Origin of the sequence: Xanthomonas sp. GPE 39 (genome assembly GCF_000963005.1) — a bacterium.
In the GTDB taxonomy this organism is placed as follows: Bacteria; Pseudomonadota; Gammaproteobacteria; order Xanthomonadales; family Xanthomonadaceae; genus Xanthomonas_A.
Genome location: NZ_JZHZ01000007.1, coordinates 3,108,769 through 3,124,716 on the forward strand (window position 1 = coordinate 3,108,769; position 15,948 = coordinate 3,124,716).

General features: G+C 64.7%; 11 protein-coding genes and 2 pseudogenes. All 13 read right to left on the minus strand.

Annotation, left to right across the window (positions count from 1 at the left end):
- Nucleotides 1-201 precede the first annotated feature (201 nt).
- The 13 genes and pseudogenes from ftsZ to rsmH all read right to left on the minus strand — a co-directional run bounded on the left by ftsZ (nucleotide 202) and on the right by rsmH (nucleotide 15,936).
- Nucleotides 202-1,428, minus strand: coding sequence for a cell division protein FtsZ (gene ftsZ / locus XALGPE39_RS13035; RefSeq protein WP_045728544.1), 1,227 nt, complete (start codon nucleotides 1,426-1,428; stop codon nucleotides 202-204).
- A 222-nt stretch (nucleotides 1,429-1,650) separates the two neighbouring features.
- Nucleotides 1,651-2,886: a cell division protein FtsA gene (ftsA, locus tag XALGPE39_RS13040; protein ID WP_012917280.1), complete on the minus strand. Its 1,236-nt coding sequence runs from the start codon at nucleotides 2,884-2,886 to the stop codon at nucleotides 1,651-1,653.
- Nucleotides 2,887-3,062: 176 nt separating this feature from the next.
- A pseudogene (locus XALGPE39_RS13045) lies at nucleotides 3,063-3,743 on the minus strand (cell division protein FtsQ/DivIB); the annotation flags it as partial.
- Nucleotides 3,740-4,699, minus strand: coding sequence for a D-alanine--D-alanine ligase (locus tag XALGPE39_RS13050; protein ID WP_045728546.1), 960 nt, complete (start codon nucleotides 4,697-4,699; stop codon nucleotides 3,740-3,742). The gene XALGPE39_RS13050 and the pseudogene XALGPE39_RS13045, both read right to left, overlap by 4 nt.
- Nucleotides 4,696-6,132 carry a UDP-N-acetylmuramate--L-alanine ligase gene (gene murC, locus XALGPE39_RS13055; protein WP_045728547.1) on the minus strand — a complete coding sequence of 479 codons (1,437 nt, stop codon included), beginning with the start codon at nucleotides 6,130-6,132 and terminating at the stop codon, nucleotides 4,696-4,698. Before murC ends, XALGPE39_RS13050 begins: the two co-directional genes overlap by 4 nt.
- A gap of 179 nt (nucleotides 6,133-6,311) precedes the next feature.
- A pseudogene (murG, locus tag XALGPE39_RS13060) lies at nucleotides 6,312-7,406 on the minus strand (undecaprenyldiphospho-muramoylpentapeptide beta-N-acetylglucosaminyltransferase); the annotation flags it as partial.
- Complete coding sequence (gene ftsW / locus XALGPE39_RS13065) at nucleotides 7,403-8,725, minus strand: putative lipid II flippase FtsW (protein ID WP_045728549.1); 1,323 nt, start codon at nucleotides 8,723-8,725, stop codon at nucleotides 7,403-7,405. The pseudogene murG and the gene ftsW, both read right to left, overlap by 4 nt.
- Nucleotides 8,725-9,810, minus strand: a complete 1,086-nt coding sequence (mraY, locus tag XALGPE39_RS13070) for a phospho-N-acetylmuramoyl-pentapeptide-transferase (RefSeq protein ID WP_045728550.1) — start codon at nucleotides 9,808-9,810, stop codon at nucleotides 8,725-8,727. The genes ftsW and mraY overlap by 1 nt, the downstream gene beginning before the upstream one ends.
- Nucleotides 9,800-11,335 (minus strand): UDP-N-acetylmuramoyl-tripeptide--D-alanyl-D-alanine ligase, encoded by a 1,536-nt coding sequence (gene murF, locus XALGPE39_RS13075; protein WP_045728551.1) that lies wholly within the window; start codon nucleotides 11,333-11,335, stop codon nucleotides 9,800-9,802. The genes mraY and murF overlap by 11 nt, the downstream gene beginning before the upstream one ends.
- Nucleotides 11,332-12,804, minus strand: a complete 1,473-nt coding sequence (locus XALGPE39_RS13080) for a UDP-N-acetylmuramoyl-L-alanyl-D-glutamate--2,6-diaminopimelate ligase (protein WP_200893925.1) — start codon at nucleotides 12,802-12,804, stop codon at nucleotides 11,332-11,334. Before XALGPE39_RS13080 ends, murF begins: the two co-directional genes overlap by 4 nt.
- Nucleotides 12,805-12,812: 8 nt before the next feature.
- Nucleotides 12,813-14,678, minus strand: a complete 1,866-nt coding sequence (locus tag XALGPE39_RS13085) for a penicillin-binding transpeptidase domain-containing protein (protein ID WP_045728553.1) — start codon at nucleotides 14,676-14,678, stop codon at nucleotides 12,813-12,815.
- Nucleotides 14,675-14,938 (minus strand): cell division protein FtsL, encoded by a 264-nt coding sequence (gene ftsL / locus XALGPE39_RS13090; protein WP_045728554.1) that lies wholly within the window; start codon nucleotides 14,936-14,938, stop codon nucleotides 14,675-14,677. Before ftsL ends, XALGPE39_RS13085 begins: the two co-directional genes overlap by 4 nt.
- Complete coding sequence (gene rsmH / locus XALGPE39_RS13095) at nucleotides 14,935-15,936, minus strand: 16S rRNA (cytosine(1402)-N(4))-methyltransferase RsmH (RefSeq protein ID WP_045728555.1); 1,002 nt, start codon at nucleotides 15,934-15,936, stop codon at nucleotides 14,935-14,937. Before rsmH ends, ftsL begins: the two co-directional genes overlap by 4 nt.
- Nucleotides 15,937-15,948: the final 12 nt, after the last annotated feature.

The following is a 15,948-nucleotide window of genomic DNA, read 5'->3' on the forward strand; positions in this document are numbered from 1 at the left end:
GAATATCACGCGCTTAGCGTGGTTTTCATAAATTGGTCACAGCATTTCATTTGCGCAACACTGGCCGATGCGGCTTACAGGGTCGCAAAAACCTGCCGGGTCGCAACGACCCGGCAGCAAGGGAACACAGCACGCCGGCCAGGTGGACAGTCCTGGACGACGATATTACGAGCCAGCGCGCACGCCGGCCGAGAGCAAACCTCAGTCGGCCTGACGGCGTAAAAACGCCGGGATATCCAGGTAGTCGCTGGGCAGATCCGCCGCAGGCGGCGCCGAAGCGGCAGATCCACCGCTCATGGCGTCGCTGCTAGGACGGCGCAACCCAAGCCCCATCGCGCCACCGACCGCCTTGGATACGGCGTCGCCGGCATAATCGAAATCGCCGAACTCCGGTTGGCCGGTGCTGGCGTTGCGCACCAGCTTGATCGGCGCACGCTGCTCCGGGCGCTGCGACTGGCGCGACACCGTGCGGTTCAGACCGGTGGCGACCACGGTCACGCGCACTTCGTCCTGCATATCCGGATCCAGCACGGTGCCGACCACCACCGTCGCGTCCTCCGAGGAGAAGCCCTCGATGGTGCGACCGATCTCGTCGAACTCGGCCATGGTGAAATCCGGACCGGCGGTGATGTTGACCAGGATGCCGTTGGCACCGGCAAGATTGACGTCGTCCAGCAGCGGATTCTGGATCGCCGCCTCGGCCGCGGCCTGGGCACGGTCATCACCGCGCGCCGAGCCGGTGCCCATCATCGCCAGACCCATTTCCGACATCACCGTGCGCACGTCGGCAAAGTCGACGTTGATCAGGCCAGGACGCACGATCAAATCGGCGATGCCCTGCACCGCGCCCTGCAGCACATCGTTGGCGGCGCGGAACGCCTGGATCATGGTGGCATTGCGGCCGAGCACGGTGATCAGCTTTTCGTTGGGAATGGTGATCAGCGAATCGCAATGCTGGCTCAGTTCCTCGATCCCCTTCAGCGCCACCTGCATGCGGCGGCGGCCTTCGAACGGGAACGGCTTGGTCACCACCGCCACGGTCAGAATGCCCATCTCCTTGGCCAACTGCGCCACTACCGGCGCAGCGCCGGTGCCGGTGCCACCGCCCATGCCAGCGGTGATGAACACCATGTCCGCGCCCTGTAGTGCATCCATGATGCGTTCGCGGTCTTCCAGCGCGGCCTGACGGCCGACTTCCGGATTCGCACCGGCGCCCAGGCCCTTGGTGACGTTCGTGCCGAGCTGCAGTTGCAACTTGGCACCGCAGTTTTTGATCGCCTGCGAGTCGGTGTTGGCGGTGATGAACTCCACGCCATCCACACTGCTGCTGACCATGTGCGCGACCGCATTGCCACCGCCGCCGCCGACACCAACCACCTTGATCACCGCATTGGGTGCCATCTTTTCAATCAATTCGAAATGCGCCATGTCCGTTTTCCTCTTGTGTGGAGCCGGAACCCGGAGCCCAGGACCCGGGACCCGGAAAACCACTTCCCGGGACCCGGCCCGAAACTCGGACCGGCAATCGTTTTTATGGATGTTGCGTACCGCTTACTACCTACCGCCTACCGCTTTAATCCCACGTTCTCTCTTAACCTTCCGCTCTCTGCTTTTGCGGGCCCCGGATCACAGGCCCCGAGTCCCGGCCATTCAAAACTCGCCGCGATACCAATTTTTCAATTTCTTGAACAAGCTGCCGGCACGCCCGGTGGGCAACGATGGCCGACGCGGGTGTTCGATCTGACTGCCCATCAACAGCAAGCCCACGCCAGTGGCATGCACCGGGTTGCCGACCACTTCTCCCAAGCCAGTGACGTGCTGGGGAATGCCCACGCGCACCGGCATCTGCACCATTTCCTCGGCCAGCTCGACCACGCCTTCCATCTTCGAGGCACCGCCGGTGAGCACCATGCCGGCGCGCACCAGTTCCTCGAAGCCGGAGCGGCGTAGCTCCGCCTGCACCATCTCGAAAATCTCCTCGTAACGGCCCTGCACCGCCTGCGCCAGCGAGTGGCGCGGCATGCGTCGTGGCGGACGGTCGCCGACGCTGGGGACTTGGATACTTTCCTCGGCGGTAGCCAACTGCGCCAACGCGCAGGCGTAGCGCACTTTGATTTGTTCGGCTTCCGGGGTCGGCGTGCGCAACATGTGCGCGATGTCGTTGGTGACATGATCGCCGGCGATCGGCAGCGAGGCCGTGTGGCAGATCGCGCCCTGCACGAACACCGCCAGGTCGGTGGTACCGGCCCCCATATCCACCAGCACAACACCCAGTTCGCGTTCGTCGGCGGTCAACACCGCGACCGATGACGCCAGCGAGGACAGAATCAGATCGTCCACCTGCAGGCCGCAACGCTGCACGCACTTGCTGATGTTGGCTGCGGCCGACTGCGCACATACCACCAGGTGCGCATGCACCTCCAGGCGCACGCCCGTCATGCCGACCGGATTGCGGATGCCTTCCTGCGAATCGTCCAGCACGTACTCGCGCGGGATGGCATGGAGGATGCGCTGATCGGCAGGGATCGCCACCGCCTTGGCCGCTTCCAGCACGCGATCCAGGTCGGTCCAGGTCACCTCGCCATCGCGGATCGGCACGATTCCCGGCGAGTTCTTGCACTGCACGTGGTTGCCGGAAATCGACGCGTATACCGAACGGATCTCGCAGCCGGCCATCAGCTCCGCTTCCTCGATCGCACGCTGGATCGACTGCACCGTGGATTCGATATCCACCACCACACCACGCTTGAGCCCGCGCGACTCGTGCGAACCGATGCCGATCACCTCGATCGGATTGCCGGGCGAATATTCGCCGACCAGCGCGACAACCTTGGAGGTGCCGATGTCCAGTCCAACGATGAGGGATTTATCGCCTTTGCGGTTCATGTATGACTAATACGTAGAGTGGGAAGGGTCGGGCCTGGTCCCGGGACCAGGAACGGCGCAAATGCAACGCCCCGATTGTTTGAGTTTGTTTCGGGCTTGGATTTTCGGGTTCCAGGCTCCGATTTCTTCGCCCCGCCGGCCCCCGGCTCCGGGGCGCGGCTCTCCGGCTTCCACGCCACCGTGAATCCATTGGTGTAACGCAGATCCGCACGCTCCAGCGGTGGCTGACCGGGTTGCAGCAATTGCGGCAACACACGGGCGAAACGCTCCAGGCGCGCACGTGCATCGTCGCGCCCGATCACCACCTGCACGCCATCGCCCAAGGCCAGCGACCAACTGCCGCGCGCGTCCATCGCCACGCCTGCGACCTGCAACCGCAGCGGCGCGAACAAACCGCGCGATTGGTTGTATAGCGCGACCACTTCCGCAGCCTTGGCATCCGGACCGGCCAGACGCGGCAAGGCGGCATTGCGCAACTCGTTGGGCATGGCGAGGATGCGACCCTGCACGGACAACATGCGATCCTCGCCCCAACGCGCGAATGGACGATGCTCGGTAACGCGCACTTCCAGCACGTCCGGCCAGCGCTTGCGCACCCGCGCACTCTCTACCCAAGGCAGGCGCTGGATCGCAGCCTGCGCATCCTGCAAGCGCACCGCAAAGAAACCACTGCGCGCATACGGCAGCACCACCTGGCGCAATTGCTCCGCCGACACGCGCTTGAAATCGCCGCTGACCTGCAAGCGGCTCAGCGGCCAACGCTCGGCCCCCACCCAGCCATTGAGCACGGCCACGATCGGCAGCGCGACCAAGGCCAGCGCCAGCAACCAGGCGAAAATGCGCAGCGAAGCGTTCATCGCGCCACCACCTCCGGCAGGGTCTGCTCCAGGATCCGCCAGCACAGGCCAGCCAAATCGATGCCCAGGTGTGCAGCGGCTTTGGGCACCAGCGAGTGGCTGGTCATGCCCGGCGCGGTATTGACCTCGATCAGTTGCAGGCCGCGCACGCGATCGCGCATCACATCGACCCGGCCCCAACCACAACAGCCGGCAGCGACGAAGGCCTGCAACGCAAGCTGGCGAATCTGCGCCTCGTCCTCACCCGACAGACCCGGGCACAGGTACTGCGTGTCCTCGGCGATGTACTTGGCGTGATAGTCGTACCAATCACCAGCGGGAACGATGCGGATCGACGGCAGTGCCATATCGCCGAGAATACCGACGGTGTATTCCTCACCCTGCACCATCTGCTCCATCAGCAGTTCTCCAGCGTAATCAGCCGCGAACGCACGGACCGGAGCCAGATCCGCCGGAGACAGCACGCGAAACACACCGACACTGGAACCTTCGCAAGCTGGCTTGACGAACAGCGGATAGCCGAGTTCGGCAGCCGCCGCGGCTAGATCGGCATCGGCGGCGATCCGGGCGAAACCCGGCGTCGGCAGTCCGGCGGCGATCCACACCTGCTTGGTGCGGATCTTATCCAGGGTGAGCGCGCTGCCGAGGACGTCCGCACCGGTGAACGGCACCTGCAGTGCGCGTAGCAGCCCCTGCAACACGCCATTCTCGCCATCGCCGCCATGCAGGATATTGAACACGCGATCAACCGCACCGGCACGGATGCGCTCTAACAACGCCGTAATGCCATCGACCGGCTGCGCGTCCACACCGCGACTGCGCAATGCCTCAAGCACGTTGGCGCCCGAGGTCAGCGACACCTCGCGCTCGCTGGAATCGCCACCGAGCAGCACCGCAACGCGGCCAAATACGCTCGGATCGGTGTAACGCGGAGGCGGCAAGGACGACGTGCTCATACGCCCGCTCCGCTGGCGAAGCCGTCCTGCGCGATGTGCTGGGCAACGTAACCGATGTCGCCCGCACCCATCATCAGCAACAGATCGCCATCCTGCAGCACATCCGGCAGCACACTGCCGAGTTCGGCGACCTGCCCGACCACCACTGGCTCGCTACGACCGCGCGCACGGATCGCACGCGCCAATGCACGCGCGTCGGCCCCTGGGATCGGTGCCTCGCCAGCCGGATAGACCTCGCTGAGCACCAGCGCATCCACTTCCGACAACACCGCGGCGAACGCATCGAATTGATCGCGGGTACGGCTGTAGCGATGCGGCTGGAACGCCACCACCAGCCGTTTGTCTGGCCAGCCGCCGCGCGCGGCGGCGAACACGGCGGCCAACTCGCGCGGATGGTGACCATAGTCGTCGACCACGCGCACGCGCGCACCGCTGGCGGTGACGACCTCGCCCAGATCGTTGAAGCGCCGGCCAATACCGGCGAAGCTCTGCAGGGCGCTGGCGATCGCCGCCGGCGTCACCCCCAGTTGCCAACCGATCGCTGCGGCGGCCAACGCATTGAGTACGTTGTGGCGACCCGGCAAGGCCAGCGTCACCGCCGTGCTGCTGCCTTCGGGCATGCGCAAAGTGAAGTGCATGCGCGAACCATCCTGGACCACGTCCTCGGCGCGCACATCGGCGTTCTCGCTGAGCCCGTAGCTCATCACATGACGCGGTGTCTGCGCCGCCAGCGCGGCGACCTCGGGATCGTCGATGCACAACACCGCCAGACCATAGAACGGCAGCCGTTGCAGGAATTCAGCGAAGGCGGCCTGGATCCGGGCGAAGTCGTTACCGTAATTTTCCAGATGATCGGCATCGATGTTGGTAATGACCGAGATCAGCGGATTCAAGCGCAGGAAGCTGCCATCGCTCTCGTCAGCCTCGGCCACCAACCACTGGCCGCCACCGAGTTTGGCGTTGGCACCAGCGGCAAGCAACTGGCCGCCGATCACGAACGTCGGATCCATTCCGCCTTCGCTGAGCACTGCTGCGGTCAAGCTGGTGGTGGTGGTCTTGCCGTGCGTACCGGCTACCGCGATGCCGCGACGGAAGCGCATCAATTCGGCCAGCATGGCCGCGCGCGGCATGATCGGAATGCGCTGACTGCGCGCTTCCATCAATTCGGGGTTGTCCTCGCGAATCGCACTGGACACCACCACGCAATCGGTGCCGAGGACATTGGCCGCACAATGCCCACGCAGCACGCGTGCGCCGAGTTTGACCAGGCGACGGGTCGCGGCATTGTCGGCATTGTCCGAACCGGAGACTTCATAACCCAAGGTCAGCATGACCTCGGCGATGCCACTCATGCCGGTACCGCCAATGCCGACGAAATGCACGCGTGGAAACGCGCGCATCAGATCACCGGTGTCGTGAAGCCGACGAATCATGCACGGGCTCCTGTTGCGCCGGAACCGGGGACACGGGACTGAGAGCCTGGGGAAAGCGAAGGGGCCGCGCAACGCGCCTGGCCACCGAAATCATCTACGTGCATCTTTTTTTGCTCTTGTTCTTGTTCTTGCGTGTGCTCTTCCAACGTCCCCGGTCCCGGGTGCCGCGTCCCGGCTCTACCGGCTTCTTCCAGCACGATGTCCGCGATGCGCTCGGCCGCATCCGGCTTGGCCAGGCGGCGCGCTGCTTCAGCCATGGCCAGGCGCTGCGCAGGCTGCACCAACAGTTCACCCAGCACGCGCTGTAGATGGCCGGCCAAGGCGTCGTCCTGCTTCAACAGCACGGCGGCGCCACGCTCGGCCAGGTATTGCGCGTTGCGGGTTTGGTGGTCGTCGACCGCGGCGGCGAACGGCACCAGCACGCTGCCGACTCCCACCGCGCAGACTTCGGCCAGGGTCGAGGCGCCGGCACGACACACCACCAGATCGGCCCAGACATAGGCCGCCGCCATGTCACCGATGAAAGCCTCAACAGTGGCGTCGACACCGGCTGCGGCATACGCCTGCGTGGCTTCCTCGCGCAGTGCCTCGCCGCATTGATGGCGCACATCCACACGCATCCCCAGCGCAGCCAGCGCCTGCGGCAATGCTTGATTGAGAACGCGCGCGCCCTGACTGCCACCGAGCACCAACAAGCGCGGCGCACCGTCGCGCGCGGCCAGGCGCTGCGACGGCACGGGCAGCGCGGCAATCTCGGCACGCACCGGGTTGCCCACCGCTTCCTCACGGCTGATGAAGCTACCTGGGAAACCGGTCAGCACACGCCGCGCGACTCGCGCCAAAACCTTGTTGGTCAGGCCAGGGGCACGGTTCTGCTCATGGACCAACAGTGGCCGCCTCTGCAGACGCGCAGCTAGACCACCCGGGCCAGCGGCGAAACCGCCGAAACTGATCACCGCACACGGCGCGCGTCGGCGCAGCACGCCACCAGCGGCACGGATCGCACGCAACACCCGCACCGGCGCGCCCAGCAGGGCCAGGGCACCTTTGCCGCGCAGGCCGGCGATTTCGATGGTGTCCAGTTCGATCCCATGTTGTGGCACCAGCCGCGTTTCCATGCGTCCAGCCGCGCCCAACCACACCACCGGCACGCCACGCGCACGCAGCACCTTGGCCACGGCCAGTGCCGGGAAAATATGCCCGCCGGTCCCACCAGCGAGGATCATCACCGGGGCCGACGCTGCACGCGTGGATGCGGACACGGGCGTGCTCATCCCAACCTCCCGAAGGTCGGTTCGACACGCGGCTGCATCCGGCTGGTACCGCGCCCCGGCACACCGGACTGAATCGCCGCAGCAACCGCATGCGCGCTGGCCTCGCGCGCGGCATGCAGGTCCGCCGCATTGTCCACAGTCTGCTTGACCGGAGCGGCCGCATCGCCACGTACCAGCGCGACCTGACGCTCAGCACGGTTCAGTTCGTAGGACACGCGCAATAACAACCCCATCGCCAGGCTGGTCATCAACACACTGGAACCACCAGCGGAGATCAGCGGCAAGGTCAGCCCCTTGGTCGGCAGAATGCCCAGGTTGACCCCGACCGAAACGAAGCTCTGCAGGCTGATCCACAAACCAATGCCAAACGCGATGTAGCCGGAGAAGTGACGCTTCATCTCCACACAGCGCATTCCCAACCAGAACGCACGACCGACCAGCAACGCATACAGCGCCACGATCAGGCACACACCGACGAACCCCAACTCCTCGGCGATCACCGAGAAAATGAAGTCGGTATTGGCTTCCGGCAAATAGTTGAGCTTCTGCACCGAAGCACCGAGGCCGACCCCGAACCATTCGCCACGTCCCACCGCCATCAGCGCATTGGACAACTGATAACCAGAGCCGAGCTGGTCGGCCCACGGATCCAAGAACGAGGTAATGCGGCGCAGGCGGTACGGTTCGAGGATGGCGATGAAGGCGAACACCGGCAACCCGATCACAATCGGCATCGACATGCGCGGCAAGTTGACCCCACCGAGCACCAGCATGCCAGCGGTAATGGCCAGCAACAGCGTGGACGAACCGAAGTCCGGCTGCAGCAGCAGCAGCGCGACCAGCGCCACCGCCACGCCCAAGGGTTTGAGCATCGCCGGCCAGGTGGCATTGACCTCGTCGCGGAAACGCACCAAATAGCTGGACAGCCACACGATGTACAGCACTTTGACCGCTTCCACCGTCTGAAAGCGCGAGATACCCAAATTGATCCAGCGCCGCGCGCCATTGACCGTGCTACCAAGCCCGGGCACGAACACCACCATCAATAAACCGAAACAGGCAAGCAGCAGCAACTGGTTGTAGTGCTCGATGTACTTCAACTCGGTGCGCATGGCCCAGATGGCCAGGCCAACACCACCGGCGAGGAACAGCAGATGCCGGTTCAAGTAGTAGAACGGGCTGGTGGTCAACTCGATCGAACTGGAGCCGACCATGACGATGCCGAGCGACGCCAGCGTCACGGCGGCACCGAGCAGCCACGCATCGTAGCGTCCGCCGATGGCCTCCAATCTTGTCGCCTGACGTGCGGTGTCGTTCATCAGCGTACCTTCAACGTCGCCAGACCAATCAATACCAGCACCACCGAGATGATCCAGAAGCGCACGATCACCCGTGGTTCCGGCCAACCTTTCAACTCAAAGTGATGATGGATCGGCGCCATGCGGAACACGCGCTTGCCGGTGAGCTTGAATGAGGCCACCTGGATCATCACCGACAGCGTCTCGATGACGAATACACCGCCCATGATCACCAGCACCAATTCCTGACGCACGATCACCGCGATGGTGCCCAGCACGGCGCCCAGCGCCAGCGCGCCGATATCGCCCATGAACACCATCGCCGGATAGGTGTTGAACCACAAAAAGCCCAGGCCCGCGCCAGCAATCGCCGCGCAGATAATGATGAGCTCGCCGGCACCGGGAATGGTGGGAATCTTCAAATAATCGGAGAACACCACATTGCCCGAGGCATACGCGAACACACCCAATGCGCAAGCCACGAACACCGTGGGCATGATCGCCAACCCATCCAGGCCGTCGGTGAGATTGACCGCATTGGAAAAACCGACGATCCACAAATAGGCGATGGTGACGAAGCTGATCCCCGCCAGCGGCAGCGCGATCGACTTGAACATCGGGATGTAGAAAGTGATCGCCGCCGGCACGTCGGCGGTGTAGTACAGGAACAGACCCGCGGCAAGACCGAAGATCGACTGCAACAGGTATTTCCAGCGCGACTTCAACCCGTTCGGGTCGCGGCGCACGATCTTGATCCAATCGTCGTACCAACCGATCACGCCGAAGCACAGCATCACCGCCAACACCAGCCACACGTAGCGATTGCGCAGATCACCCCATAACAGCACCGACAGCAACACCGTCAGCAGAATGAGCGAACCGCCCATGGTCGGCGTGCCGGCCTTGGAGAAATGGCTTTGCGGGCCGTCCTGGCGGATCGGCTGACCGCCCTTGAACTGCGCCAACTTGCGGATCACCGCCGGTCCCAGCCACAGCGATAGGAACAGCGAGGTCAGCGCCGCGAGAATGCCGCGGAAAGTGAGATAACCGAACAACCCGAAAATGCTATCGAGTTGTCGCAGCCAACGCGCCAGTTCAAGCAGCATGCGGCGCCTCCTCTGCGTGACCAAGCAACGCGCTCACGACTTTATCCATGGCACTGCCACGGGAGCCTTTGACGAGCAGCGTCGGGATCCGGGACCCGGGACCCGGGACCAGTGGAAGCGCGCCAACGGTCGGCGCGCCGGTGTTCTCGTACATCGATTCTGTTTCCTGCTCTTGATGTGGCGCTGCGTCGGTCGCGGCCCCCAATTCACCGGTGCCGATGGCGACCACTGCCGCCAGATCCCGCTGCAATGCCTCGACCAGCGCCGCATGACTGTCGAACACCCGAGCGTTCTCGCCGAACGCCTGCGCGGCATGCGCACTGAGCGGCCCCAAGGTGTACAGCCGGGTCAGACCAGCAGCGCGTGCGCGGGAACCGCCGCTGGCATGCAGCGCTTCGGCGCCGGCGCCGAGTTCGCGCATGTCGCCCAACACCAACCAGCGCTCGCCGCCAACCGCTGCCAGCGCGTCAATCGCCGCCGCCAGCGAACCGGGATTGGCGTTGTAGCTGTCGTCGATCAGCACCACGCCACTGGGCAAGGTGTGCGAAATCTGCCGGCCGGGTACCGGCTGCACTTGCGCCAGACCAGCGGCGATCCGTGCTGGCGCCACGTCCAACGCCAGTGCCAGCGCCGCCGCAGCCAGTGCGTTGAGCAAGTTATGCCGTCCCGCTAGCGGCAGCGTGGCCTCGGCCTCGCCCTGCGGCGTCAGCAGCACGAACTGAGTCCGGTCTGCGGCCATGCGTATGCGCGTGGCGGTGACTTGCGCACCGTGCTGCAAGCCAAAGCGCAACACGCGCGGCCGCGAGGTGGCCGATAGCTGTTGCTCGAACCACAGACCGAAGGCATCGTCGATGTTGATCACCGCCGTCCCATCGGCCGGCAATGCGGTGTAGATCGCGCCCTTGGTCTGCGCCACACCGAGTAAGCTGCCCATGCGCTCCAGATGTGCAGGCGCAATGTTATTGACCAGCGACACGTGCGGCGGCGCGATGTCGGTCAGATAGGCAATATCGCCCGGTTTACCGGCACCCATCTCATAGACTGCGTAATCAGCTTCGTCTGGCGCGGCGATCACCGCCAGCGGCAGGCCGATTTCGTTATTGTGATTACCTGGATTGGCGTAGACGCTGCCGCCATCGAGCCGGCAGGCGTGCTGCAGGATCGCCAGCAACAACGCCTTGACGCTGGTCTTGCCGTTGCTGCCGGTGATCGCGGCCACCCGCGTGGCGCGACCGCGCTGCATGCCCGCCGCGATCCGCGCCAAGGCCAATTGCGTGTCGGCAGCGACGATTTGCGGCAGTTCGATGTGCGGCAGCCGCCGCTCGACCAGCAGCGCGCTGGCACCGCGCATGGCGGCATCGGCGGCAAAGCTGTGTCCATCGAAACGCTCCCCGCGCAGCGCCACGTACAAGCTGCCGGCAGCCAGACGACGGGTATCTTGGCTGATCGCATCGATTGCCACGTCATCGCCATGCAGGTCGGCGCCGGCCCAGTGCGCAATCATCGACAACGGCAAGCGCTTCATCGAACCACCTCCGCCACGCGTCTGCGTAGGGCCTGGGCGGCAACCTCGGCATCGTCAAAGGGATGTTTGATCCCAACGATCTCCTGATACGGCTCATGGCCCTTGCCAGCAATCAGCACGATGTCTTCGGCACCAGCCATGGCGATCGCCGCGGCAATCGCCTGCGCACGCTCGCGCTGTACCTGCACCATCGCCATGCTGTCGAAACCGGCCAAAATATCGGCAACGATGCGCTCGCCATCCTCGCCACGCGGATTGTCGTCGGTGACGAACACATCATCGGCCAGACGCTGCGCGATCGCCGCCATCTGCGGACGTTTGCCCGCATCGCGTTCGCCACCGCAGCCGAACACGCACAACAACCGCCCTTTGGCATGATCTCGCAAGCTTTGCAGTGCCTGTTCCAGCGCGTCGGGCGTATGCGCGTAATCCACGACCACCAGCGGTTGCGCGTCGCGACCGCCGAGACGGTTCATGCGCCCACGGATCGGCTGCAATTGCGCCAGCGTGCCGGCAATGCTGATCGGTGGCACGTCCAGCGCGTACAGCACGCCGGCCACGGCCAGCAGGTTGTCCACGTTGAAACGGCCCAGCAAGGGGGATTGCAGCGCATGTCGCTGCGTGCCGACGATCAGCTCGAAACCGATGCCGCGCGCATCCAATTGCAGCGCCTCGGCGCGCACCATCGCATCATCGCGACCACGCGCACTGACGCCAATGCGCCGCAACGCCGGATCCAGCGCATGCAGCAGTTCGCGACCAAACGCATCGTCCAGGTTCACGACCGCCGCCTTCAACCCCGGCATGGCGAACAAGCGCGCCTTGGCCGCCCCATAAGCGGCCATGTCGCCGTGGTAATCGAGATGGTCGCGGGTGAGGTTGGTGAACACCGCCACGTCGAAATGCACCGCGTCCACGCGACCTTGATCCAGCGCGTGCGAACTGACTTCCATCGCCACCGCTTGCGCACCGGCATCGCGCAACTGCGCCAGCAGCGCGTGCAACGGCAGCACCAACGGGGTCGTGAAGCCGGTCGGCAACACGCGTCCGTACAGGCCAGCACCGAGCGTGCCGATGCTGCCACTGCAGGTGCCCAGCAAATCCCAGGCCTGCGTCAGCAGTTGCACGGTTGAGGTCTTACCGTTGGTGCCGGTGACGCCGACCATGGTCATCGCCTGCGACGGATAGCCGTGCAGTTGATCGGCCATCGCGCCCATGCGCGCGCGCAAGCCCGGCACCGCGATGGCATCTGCCGGCACCGCCAGATCAGCCGGAGCCGGTGGCTCGAACAGAATCGCCACGGCGCCATTGGCGCGCGCCTGCTCCACAAAACTCAACCCGTGCGCGCCGAAACCGGCAATCGCCACAAAGACATCGCCTGGACGCACCGCACGACTATCCATCACCAGCCCGGACACCTGCACCTCGCGCGGCAGCGCCACGTCCGGCAGCAATTGCGACAAAGCCAGCGTGCGGGTCACTGGTGCGTCTCCTGCAACGGCGTCGGTAGCGCGGCCGACGTCGGCGCGGTGGCACGCACACTCGGCAGTGCGGCATCGACCTCGGCGGCGGCGTCCGGCACCGTGGCCGGGTCTGGCTCGGTCGGCACCGGCGGCGGCGCATGCCCACTCTTGCCGGCGGCCTGCGCCGCCAGCCACGATTGAATGTCGTCCGGCGGCACGTCCATCAGCCGCAGCGCACCTTCCATCACGTTATGGAACACCGGCGCCGACACCAGACCGCCGTAGTACTTGGTGCCCTGTGGATCGTTGATCACGATGACCGTCGCAAAGCGCGGATGGCTCGCCGGCACCAGGCCCGCGAACAGTGCGTTGTAGTGACCGCGCTCGTAGCCACCTGGGCCGGTCTTGCGTGCGGTGCCGGTCTTGCCGGCAACGTGATAGCCCAGAATCGCCGCACCTTTGGCGCCGCCCTGAGTCACCACCGTCTCCATCATCGCCACCACTTCCTTGGCGATGGCCGGGTCCAGCACTTGCTTGGTTTCCTCGTGCTGGCCCTTGACGAAGGTCGGCGTCACCAACCTGCCGCCGTTGCCGAGCGCGCAATAGGCGCGTGCAATCTGCAACGGCGTCACCGACAGGCCGTAGCCATACGCCATCGTGGTCTTGGACGAACCACTCCAGCGCGCTGGCGACGGCAACACACCGGCCGATTCGCCAGGGAAACCGCTGTGCGGTGCACTGCCGTATCCGTAGCTGTGAATCTGATCGTAGAAGGTCTGGTCCGGCAGCTTGGCTGCAATCTTCGCCGCGCCGATGTTGGAACTGCGGGTAATCACGCCGGTCACGGTCAACACGCCGTTGTTGTGCGGTACGTCTTTGATGGTGAAGCGACCGACCGCCATGTAGCCCGGGTTGGTGTCGATCAAGGTGTCCTTGGTGACCACACCGGCCTTGAGCGCGGTGGAGATGGTCAGCGGCTTCATTGTCGAGCCCGGCTCGACGATATCGGTGAGCGCACGGTTGCGACGCGCGTCCGGATTGACGCCGGTAACGGCATTCGGGTTGTAGGTCGGCAGATTGACCATGGCCAGGATCTCGCCCGTGACCACATCCATGATCACGATGGAGCCACCGGCCGCCTTGTTTTCCACCAGCGCTTTACGCAATTCCTTGTACGCCAGGAACTGGATACGGCGGTCGATGCTGAGGGTCAGGTCCTTGCCAGGTTGCGCCGGCTTGACCAGATCGATGCTCTCCACGATCGCGCCCTTGCGGTCACGAATCACGCGCTTGGCACCGGGCTTACCACGCAACCACTCATCGAAGGCCAGCTCCAGCCCCTCCTGGCCGCGATCATCGATGTTGGTGAAGCCCAGCACGTGCGCCATCGCTTCGCCCTGCGGGTAGAAGCGGCGGAACTCGCGCTGCGAAAACACACCCGGAATGCCCAACGCAATCACCGCATGCGCTTTGTCCGGGTTGATCCGACGCTTGATGTAGATGAACTCCTTGTCCACCTTCTGCGACAGCTTGACGGTCAACTCATCGACGGGCAGCTCCAACGCCTGTGCCAGCTGCGGGATGCGGTCGGGATTACGTAGCAGTTCCTGCGGATTGACCCAAATCGATTCCACCGGCGTGGACACCGCCAGCGGTTCGCCATTGCGGTCGGTGATCATGCCGCGTGAAGTCGCAATCGGCAGGTCGCGCAAAAACCGCGCCTCGCCCTGACGTTGATAGAAATCGGTATTGATCAACTGCACATAAGCGGCACGACCGATCAGCGTCATCGAGCACAACCCCAGCGCAGCACCGACCAGCGCCAGACGGCCGCGCAGGTTGAAGTTGCTGCGGGAACGGTTGCGGCCGGCCTTGCTCATGGGCGCACCACCACGATGTCGCCGGTTTCGGGGAACTTCATCCCCAAGCGCTCACGCGCGAGCTGATCGACACGGTTGCTCTCGGCCCAGGTCGCCTGCTCAAGCTGCAACCGGCCGAACTCGATATTCAAATCGTCGCGGGCGTGCTCCAACTGCGCCAGTTCGACGAACAATTGGCGATGCCGATGGCGCATGTACACCACCCCAATCGCCGAGGCGATGGTGCAGCTCAGCAGCACGATCAGCAGCAGGCGGCTCATGTACCACTCCGGTGCAGCGACGCCGGGACATGCGCCTCGAACTGCGCCAGTTTCTCCGCCACCCGCAGCACGGCGCTACGCGCACGCGGGTTGCCAGCAAGTTCATCGGCATCGGCCTTGATCGCGCCGCCGTGCAAACGCAGGACTGGCACAAACGCCTGCGCCTCGGGCAGACGCCGGTTGCTCGGCGGCGCCTTGGCGTGACGCTGCATGAAGTGTTTGACGATGCGGTCTTCCAGCGAATGGAAGCTGATCACGGCCAGACGCCCGCCCGGCTTGAGCCTGGCCAGCGCCGCGTCCAGCCCGCTCTCCAGATCGGCCAATTCGCGATTGATGTGGATGCGGATCGCCTGGAAGCTGCGCGTGGCAGGATGCGTCTTGCTATCGCCACGCGGCATCACTGTGGCGATCAACTCGGCCAATTGCGCGGTGCGGGTCAACGGCAGCTCGACACGACGCGCGACGATGGCACGGGCGATGCGCCGGCTCTGCCGCTCCTCACCGTAATTCCACAGCACATCGGCGATCTCGCGCTCGTCGGCGCGCGCCAGCCACTGCGCCGCGCTCTCGCCCGCGTGCGGATCCATGCGCATATCCAGCGGACCGTCCTTGCCGAACGAGAAACCGCGCTCGGCCACATCCAACTGCGGCGAGGACACACCCAGGTCGAACAGCACCCCGTCCAGGTCGGCTGCCACATCCCAATGCCCCAACTCGGCGAAACTGCCGCGACGGATGGACACGCGAGCGTCGTCGCCGAACGCATGTTCGGCTTCGGCAATCGCCTCGGGATCCTTGTCCATCACCAGCAGCCGGCCTCCTGGGCCGAGTTTGTGCAGCACTCCGCGCGCGTGTCCTCCACGCCCGAACGTGCCATCCAGATAGATTCCGTTTTCGATCACCTGCAGCCCGTCCATGACCTGCGCGAACAACACCGGCACATGCGCTGCCGATGATTGCGACACCGCGAGGTGACCGGCCTGCGCCTGTCCGCGCACCCGGACACCCCG